Here is a 20,246-nt window from a genome sequence, read left to right on the forward strand (position 1 = left end):
GAACTGTGCAAGCATACGAGCGCAAGCAGTTGCTCGAGCGGGTCGAACGCGAGAGCGCGACCGTCGGCGCGGACATCCCCGAGACGATCACCGTCCAGGGCAAAGATATCGATCTCCGAACGTTCGTCTTCGAGATCAAACGCCGCGAGACGGTGCCAGCCGGGGAACGCGACCGTGTCGAACAGGCAAAACGCAACCTGAGACGCGAACGAACCGAGCGCATCGAACTGATCGAGGAGGGTGACATCACCCGCGAGGAAGGCGAGGAACTTGCCGGGAGCATCATCGGGATCGATCGGGCGCTGAACGCCCTGGAGAGCCTCGGCCCGACGGATCTCGAGCGCGAGCAACAAGCCCAGCAGGCCGCCGACAGGAAACGCTGGATGTCGTTCCTGCAGAAAGCACTCGGCCGGGAGGACGACGGTGCGTCACGGAGGGGGCGCTGATGGCGACCAACGCCGAGATCGCTGGCCGATTCGAGGAGTTCGCCGACCTGCTTGAGGCCGACGACGTCGAGTACAAACCACGTGCTTATCGCCGGGCAGCCGAGAACATCCGCGCCCACCCCGTCCCGATCGCTGATCCCGTCGCGAGCGGCAACGAGGACGTCCTCGAGGAGATCGACGGCGTCGGCGACGCTATCTCGGCCAAAATCGTCGAGTACGTCGAAACCGGGACGATCGAGGAACTCGAGGAACTGCGCGCGGAGTTGCCGATCGACATCGCCGACATCACCCGCATCGAAGGCGTCGGTCCCAAAACCGCGGGCAAACTGTATCGCGAGTTGGGTGTCGAGAGCTTAGACGACCTCGAGGCAGCCGCCGAAGCCGGCGACATTCAGGAGATCAAGGGCTTCGGCCCGAAGACCGAACAGAACATTCGGGACAACCTCGAGTTCGCCCGCCAGATCGGCCAGCGCTACCTGCTGGGGGAAGGGCGACCCCTCGCCGACGACGTGCTGGCGTTTCTCGAAGGGCTCGAGACAGTCGAACGTTGTGAGGTCGCCGGCTCGATCCGCCGGTGGCGCGAGACGATCGGCGACGTAGACGTGCTCGCGGCGACGAATGCGGGCGAGGACGTCGTCGAGGCGTTCGTCGACTGGGAATCAGTCGACGGCGAGATCGAATCCGGTCCCGAGAAGGCGAGCGTCCGCGTCGGTGAGATTCGCGTCGACCTGCGGGTCGTCGTCCCCGAGGAGTTCGGCTCGGCGCTGCAGTACTTTACGGGCAGCAAAGACCACAACGTCCGGCTTCGCAACTACGCGATCGACCGCGGGATGAAACTCAACGAGTACGGCGCGTTCGACGTCAGTGAGATCGACGACCCCGATGCCGGGCTGCGTGTCGGCGACCGCGTCGCGGGCGACACGGAGGCAGGAATGTACGAGGCGCTTGGCCTGCCGTGGATCCCGCCGGAGCTGCGCGAGGATCGCGGGGAGATCGTCGCCGCCGAGAACGACGCGTTGCCGGACCTGCTTACACGCGCAGACATTCAGGGCGACCTCCACACCCACACTGAGTGGTCCGACGGCAACACCTCGCTCGAGGCGATGGTCGAGGGGGCCGCGGACATGGGCTATGAGTACTACGGCGTCGCCGACCACGCTGAAGGCCCCGGCATCGTCGGCGGGATGGGGCTCTCGAACACCGAGATTCTAGAACAGATCGAAATCGTCCGCGAGGTCGCCGCCGACAGCGAGATTGCCGTCTTCGCGGGCATCGAGGCCAACGTCGACGCCGACGGCGAGATCCGGCTCTCCGAGGACGTGATCGACGCGCTGGACGTCGTCGTCGCCTCGCCACACAGCGGCCTCGATCAGGAAGCCCAGACGGCCACGAAGCGACTCGTTCGGGCGATCGAAAACCCAGCAGTCGACGTGCTGGGCCACCCCAGCGGGCGACTGCTCAACGAACGCTCCGGCCTCGAGTTCGACGCGACCGCCCTCGGGGCCGCTGCCGCCGACAACGACACCGCCCTCGAGATCAACGCCAATCCCCGACGACTCGATCTCTGGGGCAGCGCCGTTCAGGCCGCCCTCGAGGAGGGGGCACCGATCGCGGTCAACACCGACGCCCACCAGCCGTCGACCCTCGAGTACATGCGCTGGGGCGTCCACACCGCCCGGCGGGGCTGGGCCGAACCAGCGGACGTGATCAACACGTGGGGGCTCGAGGACCTGCGCGCGTTCTTGCACTGACTCCGATGAAGCTCCTGCTCGACGTCATGTGTGGCGGCGTGGTCTCGTATCTTCGGATGTGCAACCACGACACCGTCTACGCCGGCGACCGCGACCTCGAGGCCGACGACGCCCTCCTCGACGTGGCCCGAGACGAAAATCGAACGCTGGTCACTCGAGACGTCCACCTCGCGAACCGCGCCGACGAGTCGATCTTGCTCGAGTCACGCGACGTCGAGGAACAACTTGCCGAACTCGAGGCTGCCGGCGTCGAGCTGACGCTCGCAACCAACCCCGCGTTCTGCGGGCGGTGTAACGGCCCGCTCGAGGACGTCGAGCAATCGGCGTCGACACCCGAGTACGCGCCCGATCTCGCTACGGTCGACGTTCGGCGTTGTCGACGCTGCGGGCAGTACTTCTGGCGCGGCAGCCACTGGGACCGGGTTGCAGAGACACTCTCGACGATCCGGCGAGGCGGCGACGAGCCGTAAGCTGCGACCGCACTCGGGACTCTCACAGCGGTGAACTGACCCGAACGGTTTCGTCGGTCGACGACGAACGTACTGGAGCAATGACAAACGGTAACAACGATCTCGACAGAGCGGGGAGACAGGCAGCGTATATTGCCAACGAGTGGAGCAACGATCCGGCGATCATGCAGACGCAGGCGCTCTGTTACGTCGGGATCCAACTCGAGCGGATCGCGGATGCACTCGAAGACGAGTAAGCAAGGGGTGCGGACGTCGGAGACGAAACCGGGTGATCAGTAGACCGAAACGTCGTCGAACCGACCGTCGTAGGCGATGTGGTGTGGATGTGTCGGCTCAGTGCCCGACAGAAAGAGTCGGTCGACCTTCTCCCAGGTGTTTTCGTACGCGAGATGGGCGAGTTCGCGTGCTGTCGTTCGCCACCGCTTGCAGCCGTTGTCGTAGACGACTCGTCTGGCGACACCGTCTTTGAGTGCAGCGACGAGGTCGGCTTCGGTTTCGATGGCTCGCTCGAACGCGGTGTGTGCAACCCCGACAGAACGCGGAAGATGTGCGTACGACGACGTAAACGGCGGATACCCCAGTCGTTCGGCGATCCCACGCGCCCGCTCGTTGTGTAGTGGCAGATGTTTTGGATTGAATATTTCGACGGCATCGATGTCGTTTCGATACTGTTGTAAATCCGCTTCTGTGAGGCTGACGTTGGCAAATTCGGGATGGGGAGCAAGCACCGCAGCCTCCTGCCGTTCGAACTCGTCCATCGCCGCCTCGAGCGGAATAAAATCCGGCACCGGCTCCTCGAGGCCGACCGCCAAAAGGTGTTTGCGATCTCGCCACGAGCCGGTAAACACCTCCCGTGCGGGGATCACCAGGAGGTCGTTGCTCGAGTAGCTGGCTGCCTGTCGTCGGATGTCCGGGAGTCGAGTGAAATGTGGTGCGTAAATGATCGCATCGAGTCCCACAGCACGGGCTCGCTCGACGACTGCGTCGTTGAGCACCTTCACGTGACAGTCGACTCGGGCCTCCGCTGCCATGCCGTCGCTCACGGCAGTCCCTTTTGGGACAATTGAGTTATGAATTCTGATTTGTCGGCCACGAACGTCGGTTGTCGCGGGCCCGATTACTCGCCGGGCCACTCGTCGGCATCGAGTGGGTCGCCCGAGAGGAACGCGTCGATCCCCTCACGCGCGTCCGCCGTCGTACAGAGTGCCCCGAACTGTTCGTTAGAGTACTCAAGTGCGTCGTCGTACTCGCGGTCGAACATTTCGTAGACCGCCTTTTTGCCCATCTGGACGGCTGTCGGACTCTTGGTCGCAATGGTTTCGGCGAGTTCGAGGGCGTGTGCTCGGTGTTCGCCGCTCGGTGCCACGCGATTGATCAGCCCCCACTCGAGGGCCGTTTCGGCGTCGATCAAGTCACCGGTCAGAACCAACTCGAGACACCGCTTTCTGGAGAGGGCCTTCATCAGCGGCACGGACGGCCCCATACAGAACAGGCCGACTTTGGGCGCTGTCGCCCCGAACTGGGTCCCCTCGGCGGCCACGGCCAGATCACAGGCCGCGACCAGCCCGATGCCGTTGGCGGCCGCGTGGCCGTGGGCGGCGGCGATCACCGGCGTGCCCATCTCCGTGACCGTCTGGAACGGCGCTTCCATCACCGTGACCCACTCCTCGTACTCCGCTTCGGTCTCGTGGTCGCCGTGTTCGGAGAGGTCGATCCCGGCCGAGAACGTCTTGCCGGCCCCATCGATGACGATCGCCCGGACCTCAGAGTCTGCCTCGAGTGCGTGCAACGCGTCGTCGAGGTCCCGTGCGAGTCCCGTACTGAACGTGTTCATCGCCTCGGGTCGGTCGAGGGTGATTTGCCCGACGTAGCCGTCGTGGCTGACTGTCACTGATTCGAACTGCTCGGTGGTGGACGGGTCACTCGACATGAGAGATCACGTACAGTGATATGATGACAACAATCATTATGAATCGATCGATCGCCCGCTGGCGCTGGTTCCCCCCGACGAGTGGGTAAGCGTCGTTCAGGGCGCACTCGAGTCCTTGCGGAAGGGTGTGCCGAACGAACAGCGGCCTCGCCATCGGTCAGTCCGGCCGGATTGTGGCGGATGGCTGCGAAAAGATCATTAGGCACGCCACTCGAAGCCTTCAATGAGAGTGAATGGCCTGGGAATGCGGAATCGACGGCTGTAATGCGGTGTTCGAGGACGTCGAGTCGACGATCGTCCATCAAGCGACCGAACACACCCGACAGGAGTGTAAAGTCTGTGGCACCGTCGTCCCTGACGGGTACCTCGCGATTCGACACGCCTTCACCGAACATAGCCGCGCCGAATACGTCCGCGCCTACGGCGCGAGTTCCGAGGAGGTCCGCAATCGGGAAGCGCTCTTAGAAGAGATCGACGACGTCGCGGATATGGAAGCGATCGCGACCGAACTGAAACGGTGACCTCCCGCGCGTTGACTTCCCTTTTGGAGCCTCGGATCCCAGTCGGCAGAGCGAGGTGACTCACCCAGCCGTGGTGTCGCCACTCGAGTCGAGACAGCCGTCCGCTTGCTGGCCCCAAAGGCGGGGCCGTCGATGAACGCTCTCAAAATATGCTATATGGGGACCTCTATCATGGATCGCGGCGAAAGGGGACACGGTGCTCGGTGTGCGGCCAGGCTGGCGTCGGGCCGAACTGAGCGCTGTAACTGGAGGAAACATGAAAGTAGCAAAAGAAGACATCCCAGTCAAGATCGATACCCCAGATGCCGTGGCTCGCCATCAACCCGAGTTCGGTGATACAGCCGACTACGGGCACATCGCCGCGGAATATTTTACGTTTACGAAGGGGACCGACATCACCGCACTACTGGAAGGACTCGAGGACGATCTCTGCCAGTCGCCCCACTGGGGATACATTGTCGACGGCGCGCTGACCGTCACCTATACCGACGGGAGCGAGGAGGTCGACGTGCGCGGCGACGTGTTTTACTGGCCACCGGGACATACCGTCCGGGCCGACGAAGACACGGATGTCGTCCTCTTTAGTCCACAGCACGAACACGGGGCGGTTATCGAACACATCCGCGAGAAGGTGGAGGAGAGTTCGTAGGTGGCGCATCTGCCGCGGGCAACGAGATCAGTGCGATCTATCATGGGTGCAGTATCACACGCTCGTCGGAGTCTCATACACGACTCTGATCGCCCCGCACCGTTACCGAAATCGGAGCCACCGCGCTCCGATATGTTATTGCGTCGCGTTCGCTCACGTCGGTCGCTCACCGCTCCGTGCAACATGTAATATAAAACAGCCGACTCGCTACCGTTCGTCGCTGTATTCAGCCCGGCTCTGCCGCGCTGACTGCTTGACGAGCGCGTTAGCGCTCGTCACTGTCTAACACGCGAATCTGATCGCCCCGCACCGTAACCGGAATCGGAACCGTTGCCTCGTACAGTTCGACTGTCACCTGGTCTTTGCCCTCGTCGATGCGCTGGACCTGTGCTTTCTCGCCTTTGAACGGACCAGCGATGAGTTCGACGATGTCGCCCTCGGCGATCCCCTCGACGTCCGGCTTTGGCGAGAGGAAGTGCTCGACCTCTGAAATATCGGAGGTGCCGGGCACGATACTCTGGGCGTGGGGAATGTCCTCGAGGACACGATTCAACACGGCGTTGCCCTCCGCTTCGACCATTACATAGGAGGTCAGCGAATCAGGCGCGAGTGCGGCATGAATTTCTGGCTCCTCACGGTTGATGATCATATCCGCGACGGTGCGCTCTTGGCTCGCCGTGGTCTTGACTGCGTAAATACCCATCAGAAACCACCAGTCAAGACGAGCATCACGACTCCGATAAGGAAGCCGATCAACCCGATGAGCAGGATTCCTGCACCGGCGATCTTCGACACCTGAAGGAACTCCTCAGTCGTGGGTGTCGTCGCCATCTTCAACACCCGAACGTACGAGGTCAGGTCGTACGGAACGTCCATATATGCCTAGACACAGCGCTGCGTCTTTTATTTGTCTTTCGTGTCTGCTGGGAAACCCGGAGTGGCCGGTCCTCAAGAACGTCAATAAACGGACCTGTGCGGTCGATGGTGTCGGTGATCGGCGGTCAGTGACGACAGCAGCCCGTATCAGGGCACGTCGACGTCCGGTCGGGGCTCGAGAGTGAGATCGACCGTCTCGCGCTCGCCGTCCCGGACGACCTCGACCGCGACCGTCTCGCCGGGGGCCGTCTCGAGCGCGAGCGTCGAGGAGAGGATGTCCTGATTGGGAATTTCCTGGTCGGCAATGGCGACGATCACGTCACCGCCGACGGGGACGGGGGCTCCGTCGACGGGCTCCGTCTCATCCGCTGGCTCGAGGATGCCGTCCGCCGGCGCATCGGGAACGACGTCGATGACCAGCACGCCCCGTGGCTCCTCGAGGTCGTTGGCGTCGGCGATCTGTGGCCCGACGGGCAAGACGTTCACGCCCATGTACGGGTGGTCGTACGCACCGTCTTCGATGAGTGCAGGGACGACGCGGTCGGCGAGCAGCCCGGAGATCGCAAAGCCGATCGCCTGCCCGGCCCCGGCGAAGACGACGCCGACGACGTCACCCTCGAGATCGACGAGCGGGCCACCGCTGTTGCCGGGGTTGACCGGTGCGTCGGTCTGAATCGCCGCCGGGATCGAGAACCCGGTCGGACTCGGGAGCGAGCGATCGACTCCGCTGACGATCCCCTGGGAAATCGACGCGTCGAGGCCCAGGGGATTGCCCAGCGCGAGCACCTCCGCACCGATTTCGGGTTTTCCGTCGGCAAACGCGAGGCTGTCGGGGCCGTCGGGCAGGTCGTCGACGGCGAGTACGGCGAGGTCGCTGTGGACGTCCGACCCGACGACCGAGGCCGTTCGCCACTGCTCGTCGCGAAACTGGAGTTCGACCTCGTTCGCGTCCTGAACGACGTGTTGGTTGGTTACGACGTGCTCGTCGTCGATGACGAATCCGGAACCGAGTCCGCCAGCCATCTCGCCGTCGGTTCCGAACACGTTGACGAGCACAACGTCGTCGATCGTCTCCTCGTAGATGTCTACGTACCGGCGATCCGACTCGAGGTCATCGTCCTGAGCCGCTGTCGCTGTAGAGCCGCCGAGACCGAGTACCGCGGTCGATCCGGCGGCCAATCGCAGGAATTGCCGCCGAGGAAGGGTGTGAGTTGGTGATGACACGTACAGTGCCACCCCGACGAGTATTATAAAACACTGGCCAGCACGGCCATCCCGGCAGCGAACGCGACCGTTCCCTGCCGCTGCCTGCCGACGCTTCTTGGAGCTGGTCTGTGTTGTTGAACCACCCGGAACGCTCGCTGACCAGTCACCGTCACCAGCCACTTTGCCCGCTCGCATGGAGTACCCACCGCTTCGTGAGTACGGTCTCATCGGCAACGATGACCGCTGTGCACTCGTCAGTCGCCACGGATCGATCGACTGGTGTTGCTTTCCCCACCTCGAGTCGCCGAGTGTCTTCGCTCGGATTCTCGACGCCCAGCGGGGCGGCCACTTCGCCGTGTCCCCGACCGCCGACTACGAATCGAACCACCGCTATCTCGATCGGACAAACGTCCTCGAGACGACGTTCGAGACGGCCGATGGGCAGGCGACGGTGACGGATTTCATGCCACTGTGCAACGGCGGGGAGCCGGACGACGATCGGTTCCAGCAGGCGATCTATCGCTATCTCGAGTGCGATCGCGGTCGCGTCGAGTTCGACGTCGAGTTCGCGCCACGGTTCGATTACGCGCGAACCGAGCCGGCGCTCGAGCGAACCGACGACGGCGTGCTGGCGACTGGCAACGGCGAGCGGCTCCAGCTTGCCGCTGACGGCCCACTCGCGCGAACCCTCGAGATCACGACCTCGACGACGGCGACGGGAACCGTCTCGCTCGAGGCGGGCGAGCAGTGTTGGTGTTGGGTGCAGTACGGGGGTCGAGAGCCAGCCTCGTCAGCCGATCAGGAGCGCGTGCTCGACGAGACGAAACGCTACTGGCGCGAGTGGGTCGGCAGCCGCGACAGCGCGCCGGACTCGATGCTAGAACGCTGGCACGAGATGGTGATCCGCTCGGAACTCGTGTTGAAGCTGTTGATCCACCACGAAACCGGCTCTATTCCGGCTGCGGCGACCACGTCGATCCCCGAGACGATCGGCTCGGACCGTACGTGGGATTACCGGTACAACTGGATCCGCGACGCGAAATTTACCATCCAGTCGCTACACGATACGGGACACACACAGGAAGCGCGAGAGTACTTCGAGTGGTTCTCCGACATCGCCCGCACCGATCCGGCGTCAATCACGCCGGTCTACGGGCTCCACGGCGAGTCGGGCGACGAACTCGAGGAGCGATCGCTCGAGCACCTCGCCGGCTATCGCGGGACGGGTCCCGTCCGGATTGGGAACGCTGCCGGCCCCCAACAGCAACTCGACATCTACGGGACGATCGTGCAGGCCGTCTACGAGACGATGCAGTTCGACTCGGCAACGACGATCACCGGCGACGAGTGGGGCGCGGTCCGCGATATCGTCGACCACGTGTGTAACCACTGGGACGAACGCGACGCCGGAATCTGGGAGTTCCGGGAGGAGCGCCGCCATTTCCTCCACTCGAAACTCCTGTGCTGGGTCGCCCTCGACCGCGGTATCGCCCTCGCGACCGAAAACGACCTCGAGGCACCGCTCGATGCCTGGCTCGAAGAGCGCGACGCCGTCCGTGAGGCCATCGAGGAGCGCGGATTCAGTGAGAAGGCGAACAGTTTCGTCCAGCACTTCGAGACCGACGAGGCACTCGACGCGACCGCCCTCCTGATTCCGATCTACGAATTCCTCCCGCCGGCGGACGACCGCGTGCAGGCGACGATCGATGCCGTCCTCGAGCGGCTCACGACTGACGACGGGCTCGTCGTCCGGTTCGTCGACAGCGATATCCGCCGTGATGAACAAAAAGGCTTCTTCCTGTGTTCGTTCTGGCTCGTCGACGCGCTTGTCCTCTCGAACCGCGTCGCGCGTGCTCGAGAGTATTTTGAGCGCCTGCTCGAGTACGCGACGCCGCTTGGCCTGTACTCCGAAAAGGTCGATCCCGAAACCGGCCAGTTGCTGGGGAACTTTCCGCAGGCGTTCTCCCACCTGGGCCTGATAAACAGCGTGACCTACCTGACGCGGGCGCTCGAGTGCGATGGCGAGGTCACGCCGGCGGATTTCGATCCCGAAAACGTCGAGACGCTGTTTCGCCGTGGCGATTCGCCGGGGACGTAACCGACGGCCATCAGCCAGGTTACGCTTCGTCGAACAGGTCCTCGCCGTCGACCATGTGCTCGGCGACGGCGTCCATGTCGAGGGTGACACCGAGCCCCGGTTTCTCGGGGATCTCGATGTAGCCGTCCTCGATGACGTCCTCTTGGACCAGGTCTTCCCACCAGCCGAGTTCGTAGGAGTGGTACTCGACGGCGAGCGAGTTCGGGATCGCTGCACCGACGTGAGCGCTTGCCATCGTCGCGACGGGCGAGGCGACGTTGTGCATCGCGACGGGGACGTAGTACATGTCCGCAAGGTCAGCGATCTTCCGGGTCTCGCGCATCCCGCCGACTTTCGGCATGTCGGGGGCGATGATGTCGACGGCCTGTTCCTCGAGCAAGCGGCGCTGGCCGTGTTTGCGGTAGACGTTCTCACCGACGGTGATCGGCGTCGTCGTCGACTGGGTTACTTCGCGCTGGACGTCGTGGTTCTCCGGCGGCACCGGGTCCTCGAGCCACCAGACATCGTACTCCTCGAGACGCTTGGCAAGGCGTTTTGCACTGCCACCGGAGAACGTCCAGTGACAGTCGAAGGCGACGTCGGCGCGCGAGCCGACGCGTTCGGTGATCGCCTCGACGATCGACGCTTTGTGTTCGATCTCCGGGCCGCGGAGGTGACGGTTCGCACGATCCTTCTCGTGGCCCGAGGGAACGTCGAGGTCGAACTTCAGCGCGTCGTAGCCGAGGTCCTCGACGACGCGCTCGGCTTCGTCGGCACACGCGATCGGGTCGGCCTCTTCCTCGGTGTGACAGTCGCAGTAGACGCGCACTTCGTCGCGATATTTCCCACCGAGGAGCTGGTAGGCTGGAACCTCGAGGATCTTGCCCGCCAGATCGTGGAGCGCGACTTCGATGCCCGAGATTGCAGTGACGGTGACGCCGCCGATCGACCCCTCGCCGGACATCTTCTGGACGAGATGCTCGGTCAGGCGGTCGATATCGAGGGGGTTCTCGCCACGGAGGAACGGTGCCATTCGCTCGATGAGTTCGGGCGCGCCCGCGCCCCAGTAGGCCTCGCCGGTGCCCACGATCCCGACATCAGTATAGATGCGCACGAGCGTCCACGGGAAGTTGCCGTCGACCATTGTCGTCTGGACGTCCGTGATCTCGACGTCGCGGCCGTCGCCGCGCTCGCGCGTGACCTGCATCGTCTCCGCAGAGAGGTCTCGCATCGTATACTCCGCGTTCGGGTCGTGTAACTGCGTGTAATCGACACCCATGCGTTGAATACTAACTTCGAAAGTAGTAATAATTTCCGTTTCTGCCGAGATTAGACGCTGTCGAATTCGACCGCCGTCTTTACGATGTCGTCACCGGTTTCGAAGGCGGCGTTGAATTCCTCGAGGCCGTAGACGCCGGTAACGAGGTCGTCGGTGAACGATTCGGGGAGCTGTGAGAGGGTGTCGACCGCGGACTCGAAGTGGCCACGGTGGGAGTTGACGGTCCCCAGCAGCGCCTTGTTGTGGAGGACGAGTTCGCGGTGGAGTCGGCCACCGTCGACTTCGAACTCCCAGGGCTCGGGGACACCGAGCAAGACGCCGACGCCGTTCGGAGCGAGCGCATCGACCGTCTCGAAGGCGTGTTTGGCGTGGCCGGTCGCCTCGTAGATCAGATCAGCGGGTTCGTGCACGTCCGGAATCTCGGAGACTGGCGTTTCGCGGGAGTCGATGTACGTCGAGCCGAGCGCTTCGATAATATCGATCGTCGGATGCGGGCGGTCGCGCCGGCCAAGACAGTAGGTGCGGTCGATGTCCAGTACCGTCTCGAACATCGCGAGCGTGATCAGCCCGAGCGAGCCGTTCCCGAGGACGAGCGCCGATTCGGGGTCCCACTCGAACGCCGAACGGGAGGCGACGGCGTGTTCGATAGCCTTCTCGGAGATGCTGATCGGCTCGACCAGAAAGCCAAGCGGGGCGAGTCGGTCGGGGATCGACACGAGGTACTCCGCCGGGCTGGTGAAATACTCCGACATGAACCCGTGCGCGCCGACAATGCCCCGCTCGGTGTACTGGCCGTCGGGAGCCATGTCGGGTTCGCCGCGCTCGAAGTACTCGTTCGTCCCGTTCGGTTGGCGCCGAACCGTCGGGACGACGAACTCACCTTCCTCGAGGTCGGTCCCGTTCGGGTCCTCGACGACGCCGACGGCTTCGTGCCCGAGCACGAGTCGGTCTGCACCCTCGGGTGGCGCACCGTGGTGGCCCGCGATGACTTCGTGGTCGGTCCCATCGACGCCGACGCGAAGCGTGCGAACGAGCGCTTCGCCAGAGGACGGTTCGGGACGGGGTTTCTCGACGAGGACGGGTTCCCCGGCCCCGGGTTCGACAGCGATCGCTTTCATATCTCGAGTAAGGCTGCCAGTCGATAAAAGATTTACCCTATCCGTAGTAAATGTTTGAACAGCGCTGCGCGACCGACAGTACCTCTCCGGAAACAGACACGATCGATCGTGGGACTCGAGCGAAGCGTCATGCGCGACCGCCGTAGATCGCGTTTTCGCCGCCGAGAACGACGCTACCCGGAATGTAATCTAACCAGACACGCAATCTCCGGAGCCGGTGACAGTTGCCATAGTCGGACGATCCCTCGTCCTCGAGCGTCAGCCGTCGAGTCTGCTGCCGATTTCGACGGTCGTTCAACGGGGAACTGATCACGTCGGCCGGTCCGTTGGCCGCCGTCGCCGCATTCATGAATAGCGATGGTCGACCGACAGTAAATATCATATTCTCGATCATAATCTGGCCGGTGTTCGCGGCTGAATTCGATCGAGGTAGCGCGTTCCCGGTCAAAATCGAGTGTAGTGGGACGTCCGTGGTGTCGTTCTGATCTCGGTTGCGGCTCGGACAAACGGCGGTTCGCGTTCGTGGTGGATATACCGATGCCGGGCCACCGAGAGTCACTACCGATCGGCGGCCGGAGCGCGGCGAGTAACCCGCGACTCGAGTCGCCCTCGGATCACTCGCTGCGCGCGTCGTCGACGGCGTCGACGAACGCGGCGGCCGTTTCTCGGACCTGCTCCATATCGCCGGCGGCGATGGCGTCGTCGTCGACGATCGCACCACCCGCGCCGACGGCGACAGCGCCGGCCTCGAGGTAGTCAGCGGCGTTCTCACGCGAGATCCCACCGGTCGGAATGACGTCGACGTCGCCGAGCGGCCCCCGAAGCGCACCGATGTGACCCGGCCCCATCGACGATGCAGGGAACAGTTTGAGCACGTCCGCACCGGCGTCTATCGCGGTTACGGCCTCCGTCGGCGTCATGACGCCCGCCGCACAGAGCACGCCGTGTCGGTTGCAGGTGCGAACGATCTCGGCGTCGGTGTGTGGCGAGACGACGAATTCTGCGCCCGCGTCGATCACTGACTGTGCAGTTGCGGCGTCGAGGACCGTCCCAGCGCCGACGATGGCGTCGGTGTCGGCGAGTTCCCTGTCGATGGCCGTGATCTTCTCGCTTGTCCGTTTTCCGTCGGCCGTCACCTCGAGTGCGGCGACGCCGCCGTCGTGGATCGCCCGCGCGACCGGCACGATATCGTCCTCGTCGACGCCACGGAGGACGGCGATGACGCCGCCGTCGACGATCCGATCCCTGATACTACGCGCGTCAGTCATCGAACCCCTCCGCTCGAGGGCTGGTGTGGTTCCGGTGGCGTCGCCGCTTGGCCGCTTGCTCGCAGGTCTGTGGACAGCCGTCTCATCATGGGGATCCGTTCGCGCTCTGTATCAATAAATTTACTCACAGTCGAAATACAGGGCTGCGACTGTCCAGCGTGAGGACGCTACGCGTCGTCGAAGAGGTCCTCGCCCTCGACCATGTGTTCGGCGACGGCGTCCATATCGAGGGTGACACCCAGCCCCGGTTGCTCGGGAATCTCAATATACCCATCCTCGATGACGTCCTCTTCGACCAGATCCGCCCACCAGCCGAGTTCGTAGGAGTGGTACTCGACGGCCAGCGTGTTCGAGACCGCCGCGCCGACGTGGGCACTCCCCATCGTCGCCACGGGCGAGCCGACGTTGTGCATCGCGACGGGGACGTAGTAGAGATCCGCGAGATCAGCGATTTTGGCCGTCTCTCGCATGCCGCCCACTTTGGGCATGTCCGGCGCGATGATGTCGACGGCCTGTTCCTCGAGCAGCCGGCGCTGGCCGTGTGTCCGATAGACGTTCTCGCCGACGGTGATCGGCGTCGTCGTCGACTGCGTGACCTCCCGCTGGACGTCGTGGTTCTCCGGCGGCACCGGGTCCTCGAGCCACCAGACATCGTACTCCTCGAGACGCTCGGCAAGGCGTTTCGCGCTGCCCCCCGAGAACGTCCAGTGACAGTCGAAGGCGACGTCAGCCCGTGAGCCGACCTGTTCGGTGACCGCCTCGACGATACTGGCTTTGTGCTCGATTTCGGGCGCCCGGAGGTGGCGATTCGCACGATCTTTCTCGTGGCCCGAGGGGACATCAAGATCGAACTTCAGGGCGTCGTAGCCGAGGTCTTCAACCACGCGTTCTGCTTCGTCAGCACAGGCGATTGGATCGGCCTCTTCCTCGGTGTGACAGTCACAGTAGACCCGAACCTTGTCACGGTATTTTCCCCCGAGTAGTTGGTAGGCCGGGAGTTCGAGGATCTTGCCCGCCAGATCGTGGAGCGCGACCTCGATGCCCGAGATTGCAGTGACGGTGACGCCACCAATCGACCCCTCGCCGGACATCTTCTGGACGAGATGCTCGGTCAGGCGGTCGATGTCGAGGGGGTTCTCGCCACGAAGGAACGGTGCCATTCGCTCGATGAGTTCGGGCGCGCCCGCGCCCCAGTAGGCCTCACCGGTGCCGACGATGCCGGCGTCTGTGTAAACCCGCACGAGCGTCCACGGGAAGTTCCCGTCGACCATCGTCGTCTGGACGTCCGTGATCTCGATATCCCGGCCAGCACCGCGTTCTCGCGTGACGTTCATCGTCTCCGCGGAGAGATCGCGCATCGTATACTCCGCGTTCGGATCACGCAGTTGTGTGTAATCGACTCCCATACCGGATCGATCACCACCACACTAATAATAGGTTTCACCACGGTCGCCGATGGCACGAGCGAGCGCAGTCCATAGCCGCCGCGTTATCGCCCCTACTCGGCCAGTGTCACATCCAGTTGTTCCTCGAGCGCCTCGATCAAGCCGCCGCCGATGCCGGCTTGCGTCGCCCGCCCCTGTTCGACCGCGAGAATGTCCTTTTCGCGTGCGCCGAGTTCCTCGGCAAGTTCCTCGCGCTGGAGTCCGGCATCCCGGCGGGCCTCGATCAGCGTCTCGCCGTAGCCGGAGACGAGATACGGCAGTGGATCCTCGTTGTAATTCGTCCCGTCTTTCTCCCAGTGTTCGGAGTCGCCGTCCCAGACAGGGTTCGCTTTGGCGGCGTTCTGGGCAGCCTTCTGTTTGCGAGTCGGCCCGTCGCTCGAGCCACCGTGGCCGCCCTGGGATCCGCGCTGGCCCCCGCTTCCGTGGGAACGGCTCTGATTGTCGTCGTGTGGTGCACAGTCCGGACAGACCTCGAGTTCGGCACCCGCAACAGAGGCGAGTCGAAGCGAATCGCTCTCGGCACCGCAGAGTTCGCAGTTCGTCCCGCCGCCGCCGGAGGACGAACCCGTTGAATACTTAGCCATGGTATTCTTTGGCAACTGCCGCATTTCAAATCTCCGCTCCGATCGGTCCCGTGTCATCCCAGCGCAGGGCGGGATGAAAAGAAAGGGCTTTTGTAATACCCGTGGCTACGATTGAGTGCAGCAAGACAGAGACCGCGAGCGTGGGTAGCCAAGCCAGGCCAACGGCGCAGCGTTGAGGGCGCTGTCCCGTAGGGGTCCGCCGGTTCAAATCCGGTCCCACGCATCGCATGCGCGGCGCGACGCGCCGCGAACCGCAAGGCGGTGAAACCGCCGAGCACGACGATGCAGGTGATTTCCCTTCGCGGACATCACCCACGCATAACTTCTGAGGAAACTACACTACACAGCAACAGCGTCGTTCCTCGAGGCAGGCCACACGCGACAAGCGACGGCTGACAGCGAATCGCCTCCCAAGCCGTCCGCGTCGTCGCGGACAGCAACCCCTTTCCTGTCTCGGTCGAACGACGACATATGGAGTACGTTCCTCGAGAGCGCGTCACCGCTCTCACCGCTGTCTTGAGTATCGTCTCGCTTGCGGTGGTGTTCGCGGCGGCAGGGGGTCGGATTCCGGCCTCGGCGGTGCCGGCCGCGCCCCAGTGGTTCCTCGACGCGATTCCCCACCTCAACGTCGCAATCAGCATCACGGCGATCGGGACGATCACGCTGGGCTGGCGAGCGATCCGCCGCGGAAACGTCGAGCGACACCGCGTTGCGATGGTCACCTCGTTCGGACTGTTCGTGGCCTTCCTGACGTTCTATCTGTATCGGCTGGTCGCAACCGGCGGCCCACAGCCGTTTCCCGGCCCCGATGTCATCTACCAGTTCGTCTATCTGCCGGTGCTCGCGATTCACATCCTGCTGGCGGTCATCTGTGTGCCGCTGGTCTACTACGCACTGTTGCTCGCCGCCTCACGGCCCATCACGGAGCTGTACCACACCAGCCACGCCCGCGTCGGCCGGCTCGCGGCAAGCCTGTGGCTGATCTCTTTCTCGCTCGGTATCGTCGTCTACGTGCTCTTGCACGGCGTCTACTGAGTCCCTCGAGTGGGTCCCTCGAGCCAGCGGAAACAGAAAAATCGGCTGCTGCGTGTCTTAGTCGTCGGCCTGTAACGGCTGCCCGCCGAGATCCGGCCGGCGAACGTCGCGGTCGGTTTCCTCGCCGTCGATATCGTAGGGGTACTCCCCGGTGACACAGCCGAGACAGAGGTCGATACGCTCCTTGCCGAGGACCTCGGCGACGGAATCGGTCGAGAGGTACGCGAGGCTGTCGGCGGCGATGGTGTCACGAATCTCCTCGGTCGTCTTATCTGAGGCGATCAGTTCCTCGCGGGTCGCCATGTCGATCCCCATGTAACACGGCGCGACGATCTCCGGGGCACCGATTCTGACGTGGACCTCTTCGGCCCCACAGTCTTTGAGCAACTGGACTAGCTGTGTCGAGGTGGTCCCGCGGACGATGCTGTCGTCGATGACCGTGACGGTCTTGCCCTCGATGGTGGATTTGATCGGATTGAGCTTCAGCCGAACCGCGCGTTCGCGCTCGTCTTGTGTCGGCATGATGAACGTCCGGCCGACGTAGCGGTTTTTCATCAGCCCTTCTGCGAACTCGACGCCGTCGTCGTCCTCGTCTCGAAGGTCGCCGTCGGCCGTCGTCTCCGTCGCCGCGTCGGCATAGCCCGAGGCGAACGCCCGTCCGGAGTCGGGAACCGGCATCACGACGTCGGTCTCGACACCGCTTTCCTCCCAGAGCTTGCGACCCAGGTTCCGGCGTGCTTCGTAGACTAACGTCTCGTCGATGACGCTGTCCGGGCGGGCGAAGTACACGTGTTCGAAAAAGCAATGGGCCGTGTTCTTGTTTTCGACGAGCTGATACGAGTCGTATCCAGCGCCGTTTTCCTGCAGGACGACCAGTTCGCCCGGCCGAACGTCACGGACGAGTTCGCCGTCGAGTGTATCGATCGCCGCCGATTCCGAGGCGAGAATGTAGCCATCATCGATTTTACCGATACACAGCGGTCGGTTCCCCTGCGGGTCCCGGACCCCGAGGACGGTGTCGTCGTGGCTAATCGTCAGCGCATACGAGCCGTGGATCCGCCCCATTGTTCGCTTGACCGCGCGGACGAGGTCTTCCTCGAGCAAGTTGCGCGCGAGGTCGTGGGCGATGACCTCGGTGTCGCCGTCGCTGGTAAAGGCGTGGCCCACCGCCGCGAGTTCCTCGCGGATCTCGTCGGCGTTGACGAGGTTGCCGTTGTGGCTGAGCCCGAGCGAGCCGCTTTTGAACGACACCGAAAACGGCTGGGCACACGAGGAGTCGACGGAGCCGGCCGTCGGATACCGGACGTGGCCGATCCCCGCCCACCCGTTGAGCGTGTCGAGGTCCCTTTCATCGAAGACGTCGCCCACGAGCCCCATATCGACGTGGCTGTGTTGCTGGAACCCGTCGTGGGTAATGATTCCAGCGGACTCCTGGCCGCGGTGCTGGAGTGCATAGAGCGCATAGTACAACGGTCGTGCCGCGTCTCGACCGTCCAGTGAGACGCCGACGACGCCACACTTTTCGGTCATCCCTGTTCGCCGGGGAGTTTCGCCCCGCCCATCAGTCATGGAAGTCAGTAGGGCTCCCAGTCGATAAAAATCCCCGTGTTTGTGCTTTTCAGCTACCCACCGAACTTCGTTACTATCCATGTTTGTGCATACTCTGTCGATATCCGGGCGACGGCACTCGGTTCCCATGTCGTGAGCCCCCATGTGACTCGATCGCCCTACAAGTCGCCGACGGGACAGAACCACACCTGGTGGCAACGCAAATCCCCACGTGTTCAAGACCGTTGCCTCGAGTCTCTGTGTATGCGACTCGAGGAGTACTGGGGGGTCGGTCCGAAGACGAGCGCGACGTTAGTCGAACAACTGGGCAGCGAACGGGCGATCGAGGCGATCGAGAGCGGCGACGTGCGCACCCTCTCGGACGCCGGGCTCGCCCGCGGGCGAGCGACACGGATCCTCCGCCGGGCGACGGGCAGCGGCGGGATGGACACGCTGGCAACGAGCGACGCCCGCGCGGCGTATAAGGAACTGCTCGAGATCGTGGTCGAACACGCCGTTACGGAACGTGCAGCCGACCGCATCAGGGTGCTCACGCCGCTTTCGAGCCGCGAGGCCATGGACGATCGGCTGGACGACGTCCTCGCGGCTCGCGACGCCTGGGCGGCACTCGCCGACGACGACCGCGAAACCGTCCTCACCGCCTACAAACGCTACGACGAGCGCAATGGGAGCGAACACGCCGCCGTCGAGGCCGCACTCGCCTTACTCGAGTCCGGCGTCGATTCCGGGACGTTCGCAGCGGTCGCCGACCTCGAGCGGGCGCGACTGACCGACGCGGCACGCGCACTTGCCGCCCTCGACGACGGCCGCGTCAACGAGGGCGCAGACAGGGAACTCGACCGGCTCCGGAAGACGCTAGGGGCGATCGAGGATATCGACGCCAACGCATCCGACCTGCTCGCGGAACTTCGCTCGGATGGCGTGCGTGACGTCGGGCAGTTCCGCGAGGCCATCGAGGAGCACCTGCTGACCGAGACGGCAGTCACGGTCGACCGGGTTCGGGAAGCGATGGCGACCGACGCGGCCGACGCGACGGATTTCATCAGAACCACCCTCCGAACCCTCCGCGCCGATCTCACCGCGGCGATCGACGAGCGCGAGGAAACCGTTGCCAGCGACCTCGAGGCAACCCTCGACGCCTCCCGTGCGGCCGTCGATCAAGCTGTCACGGCGGTTGACGACATCGCCCTGTCGCTCTCGCTTGCGCGGTTTGCACTCGCCTACGACTGCACGCGACCGCGGTTTGTCACCGAACCCGGCGCTGCAGTCTCCGTCGTCGACGCCCGAAACCTCACGCTCGCCGCACACGACGCGGCCGAATCGGTCCAGCCGGTCACCTACGCGCTGGGCGAACACGGGATCGAGCGCGTTCCCGACGGCGTCAACGCGGTTCCCGACACGGAACGCGTCGCCGTCCTCACCGGAGCCAACAGCGGCGGGAAGACGACGCTGCTCGAGACGCTGTGTCAGGTCGTCTTGCTCGCGATGATGGGGATCCCCGTCCCTGCCGAGCGGGCCGAGGTACCGCCCGTCGAGTCGCTCGTCTTCCACCGCAGACACGCGAGTTTCAACGCAGGCGTCCTCGAGTCGACGTTGCGCTCGATCGTGCCGCCACTGTCGGCCGGCGGGCGCACCCTGATGCTGGTCGACGAGTTCGAGGCGATCACCGAACCCGGCAGCGCGGCGGAGCTACTGCACGGGCTCGTCCAACTCGCCGTCGATCAGGACGCTCTCGGCGTTTTCGTCACCCATCTGGCCGACGACTTAGCGCCGTTGCCGGCGACCGCACGCGTCGACGGCATCTTTGCGGAGGGACTGGACTCCGAGCTGGAGCTACTGGTCGACTACCAACCCCGGTTTGACACCGTCGGGCGATCGACGCCGGAGTTCATCGTCTCGAGACTCATCGCGAACGCCGACGACCGGAGCGAGCAAGCGGGCTTCGAGACGCTCGCGGAGGCAGTCGGGAGCGACGTCGTCCAGCAGACGCTGGCTGACGTCCACTGGGACGACGAGTAGTGT

At 63.9% G+C, this 20,246-nt stretch carries 21 protein-coding genes and 1 tRNA gene; 10 read left to right on the top strand and 12 right to left on the bottom strand.

The window, feature by feature from the left end:
• Nucleotides 1-5 precede the first annotated feature (5 nt).
• From BW940_RS01695 to BW940_RS21650, 4 genes are all read left to right on the top strand, one after another.
• Entirely contained in the window at nt 6-446 is a 441-nt protein-coding gene (locus BW940_RS01695) for a DUF5788 family protein (RefSeq protein ID WP_076607443.1), read from the top strand.
• Nucleotides 446-2,197 (top strand): DNA polymerase/3'-5' exonuclease PolX, encoded by a 1,752-nt coding sequence (gene polX, locus BW940_RS01700; protein WP_076607444.1) that lies wholly within the window; start codon nt 446-448, stop codon nt 2,195-2,197. Before BW940_RS01695 ends, polX begins: the two co-directional genes overlap by 1 nt.
• Nucleotides 2,198-2,202: 5 nt before the next feature.
• Nucleotides 2,203-2,667 (top strand): Mut7-C RNAse domain-containing protein, encoded by a 465-nt coding sequence (locus BW940_RS01705; protein ID WP_076607445.1) that lies wholly within the window; start codon nt 2,203-2,205, stop codon nt 2,665-2,667.
• Nucleotides 2,668-2,747: 80 nt separating this feature from the next.
• Entirely contained in the window at nt 2,748-2,903 is a 156-nt protein-coding gene (locus BW940_RS21650; protein ID WP_173834830.1) for a hypothetical protein, read from the top strand.
• A 36-nt stretch (nt 2,904-2,939) separates the two neighbouring features.
• Here BW940_RS21650 and BW940_RS01710 read toward each other — a convergent pair whose 3' ends face one another.
• Complete coding sequence (locus BW940_RS01710; protein WP_076607446.1) at nt 2,940-3,698, bottom strand: PHP-associated domain-containing protein; 759 nt, start codon at nt 3,696-3,698, stop codon at nt 2,940-2,942.
• Between the two features lie 86 nt (nt 3,699-3,784).
• Nucleotides 3,785-4,597, bottom strand: coding sequence for an enoyl-CoA hydratase/isomerase family protein (locus tag BW940_RS01715; protein WP_076607447.1), 813 nt, complete (start codon nt 4,595-4,597; stop codon nt 3,785-3,787).
• Between the two features lie 233 nt (nt 4,598-4,830).
• On the opposite strand from BW940_RS01715, the gene BW940_RS01720 reads away from it, so the two are divergent.
• Nucleotides 4,831-5,118: a DUF7565 family protein gene (locus BW940_RS01720; protein WP_076607448.1), complete on the top strand. Its 288-nt coding sequence runs from the start codon at nt 4,831-4,833 to the stop codon at nt 5,116-5,118.
• Nucleotides 5,119-5,374: 256 nt separating this feature from the next.
• Nucleotides 5,375-5,767 carry a cupin domain-containing protein gene (locus tag BW940_RS01725; protein ID WP_076607449.1) on the top strand — a complete coding sequence of 131 codons (393 nt, stop codon included), beginning with the start codon at nt 5,375-5,377 and terminating at the stop codon, nt 5,765-5,767.
• Between the two features lie 265 nt (nt 5,768-6,032).
• Here the strand turns inward: BW940_RS01725 and BW940_RS01730 are convergent, their stop codons facing one another.
• From BW940_RS01730 to BW940_RS01740, 3 genes are all read right to left on the bottom strand, one after another.
• On the bottom strand, nt 6,033-6,470 hold the full coding sequence (locus BW940_RS01730) for a transcription elongation factor Spt5 (protein WP_076607450.1): 438 nt from the start codon (nt 6,468-6,470) through the stop codon (nt 6,033-6,035).
• Nucleotides 6,470-6,643, bottom strand: coding sequence for a protein translocase SEC61 complex subunit gamma (locus BW940_RS01735; RefSeq protein ID WP_076607451.1), 174 nt, complete (start codon nt 6,641-6,643; stop codon nt 6,470-6,472). The genes BW940_RS01730 and BW940_RS01735 overlap by 1 nt, the downstream gene beginning before the upstream one ends.
• A 147-nt stretch (nt 6,644-6,790) precedes the next feature.
• Entirely contained in the window at nt 6,791-7,867 is a 1,077-nt protein-coding gene (locus BW940_RS01740; protein WP_076607703.1) for a S1C family serine protease, read from the bottom strand.
• A 175-nt stretch (nt 7,868-8,042) separates the two neighbouring features.
• Here BW940_RS01740 and BW940_RS01745 point away from each other — a divergent pair, with 175 nt between their 5' ends.
• On the top strand, nt 8,043-9,947 hold the full coding sequence (locus tag BW940_RS01745) for a glycoside hydrolase family 15 protein (protein WP_076607452.1): 1,905 nt from the start codon (nt 8,043-8,045) through the stop codon (nt 9,945-9,947).
• 19 nt (nt 9,948-9,966) lie between these two features.
• On the opposite strand, the gene BW940_RS01750 is transcribed toward BW940_RS01745, so the two are convergent.
• From BW940_RS01750 to BW940_RS01775, 6 genes are all read right to left on the bottom strand, one after another.
• Nucleotides 9,967-11,205 (bottom strand): mandelate racemase/muconate lactonizing enzyme family protein, encoded by a 1,239-nt coding sequence (locus BW940_RS01750; protein WP_076607453.1) that lies wholly within the window; start codon nt 11,203-11,205, stop codon nt 9,967-9,969.
• Nucleotides 11,206-11,255: 50 nt separating this feature from the next.
• Nucleotides 11,256-12,323: a glucose 1-dehydrogenase gene (locus BW940_RS01755; RefSeq protein ID WP_076607454.1), complete on the bottom strand. Its 1,068-nt coding sequence runs from the start codon at nt 12,321-12,323 to the stop codon at nt 11,256-11,258.
• Between the two features lie 127 nt (nt 12,324-12,450).
• On the bottom strand, nt 12,451-12,672 hold the full coding sequence (locus BW940_RS01760) for a hypothetical protein (protein WP_076607455.1): 222 nt from the start codon (nt 12,670-12,672) through the stop codon (nt 12,451-12,453).
• Nucleotides 12,673-12,937: 265 nt separating this feature from the next.
• Entirely contained in the window at nt 12,938-13,591 is a 654-nt protein-coding gene (locus BW940_RS01765; protein ID WP_076607456.1) for a bifunctional 4-hydroxy-2-oxoglutarate aldolase/2-dehydro-3-deoxy-phosphogluconate aldolase, read from the bottom strand.
• Nucleotides 13,592-13,758: 167 nt separating this feature from the next.
• Nucleotides 13,759-14,997: a mandelate racemase/muconate lactonizing enzyme family protein gene (locus BW940_RS01770; RefSeq protein ID WP_076607457.1), complete on the bottom strand. Its 1,239-nt coding sequence runs from the start codon at nt 14,995-14,997 to the stop codon at nt 13,759-13,761.
• A gap of 92 nt (nt 14,998-15,089) precedes the next feature.
• Entirely contained in the window at nt 15,090-15,620 is a 531-nt protein-coding gene (locus BW940_RS01775) for a helix-turn-helix domain-containing protein (RefSeq protein ID WP_235847760.1), read from the bottom strand.
• A gap of 138 nt (nt 15,621-15,758) precedes the next feature.
• On the opposite strand from BW940_RS01775, the gene BW940_RS01780 reads away from it, so the two are divergent.
• Both BW940_RS01780 and BW940_RS01785 read left to right on the top strand, forming a co-directional pair.
• Nucleotides 15,759-15,843 (top strand) — tRNA-Leu (locus BW940_RS01780).
• A 248-nt stretch (nt 15,844-16,091) separates the two neighbouring features.
• Complete coding sequence (locus BW940_RS01785) at nt 16,092-16,655, top strand: DUF420 domain-containing protein (RefSeq protein ID WP_076607459.1); 564 nt, start codon at nt 16,092-16,094, stop codon at nt 16,653-16,655.
• A 57-nt stretch (nt 16,656-16,712) separates the two neighbouring features.
• Here BW940_RS01785 and purF read toward each other — a convergent pair whose 3' ends face one another.
• Nucleotides 16,713-18,185 carry an amidophosphoribosyltransferase gene (gene purF / locus BW940_RS01790; protein WP_076607704.1) on the bottom strand — a complete coding sequence of 491 codons (1,473 nt, stop codon included), beginning with the start codon at nt 18,183-18,185 and terminating at the stop codon, nt 16,713-16,715.
• Nucleotides 18,186-18,467: 282 nt separating this feature from the next.
• Here purF and BW940_RS01795 point away from each other — a divergent pair, with 282 nt between their 5' ends.
• Nucleotides 18,468-20,243 carry a MutS-related protein gene (locus tag BW940_RS01795; protein ID WP_076607460.1) on the top strand — a complete coding sequence of 592 codons (1,776 nt, stop codon included), beginning with the start codon at nt 18,468-18,470 and terminating at the stop codon, nt 20,241-20,243.
• Nucleotides 20,244-20,246 lie beyond the last annotated feature (3 nt).

Origin of the sequence: Natronorubrum thiooxidans (assembly GCF_900156475.1) — an archaeon.
GTDB classification, from domain to species: domain Archaea; phylum Halobacteriota; class Halobacteria; order Halobacteriales; family Natrialbaceae; genus Natronorubrum; species Natronorubrum thiooxidans.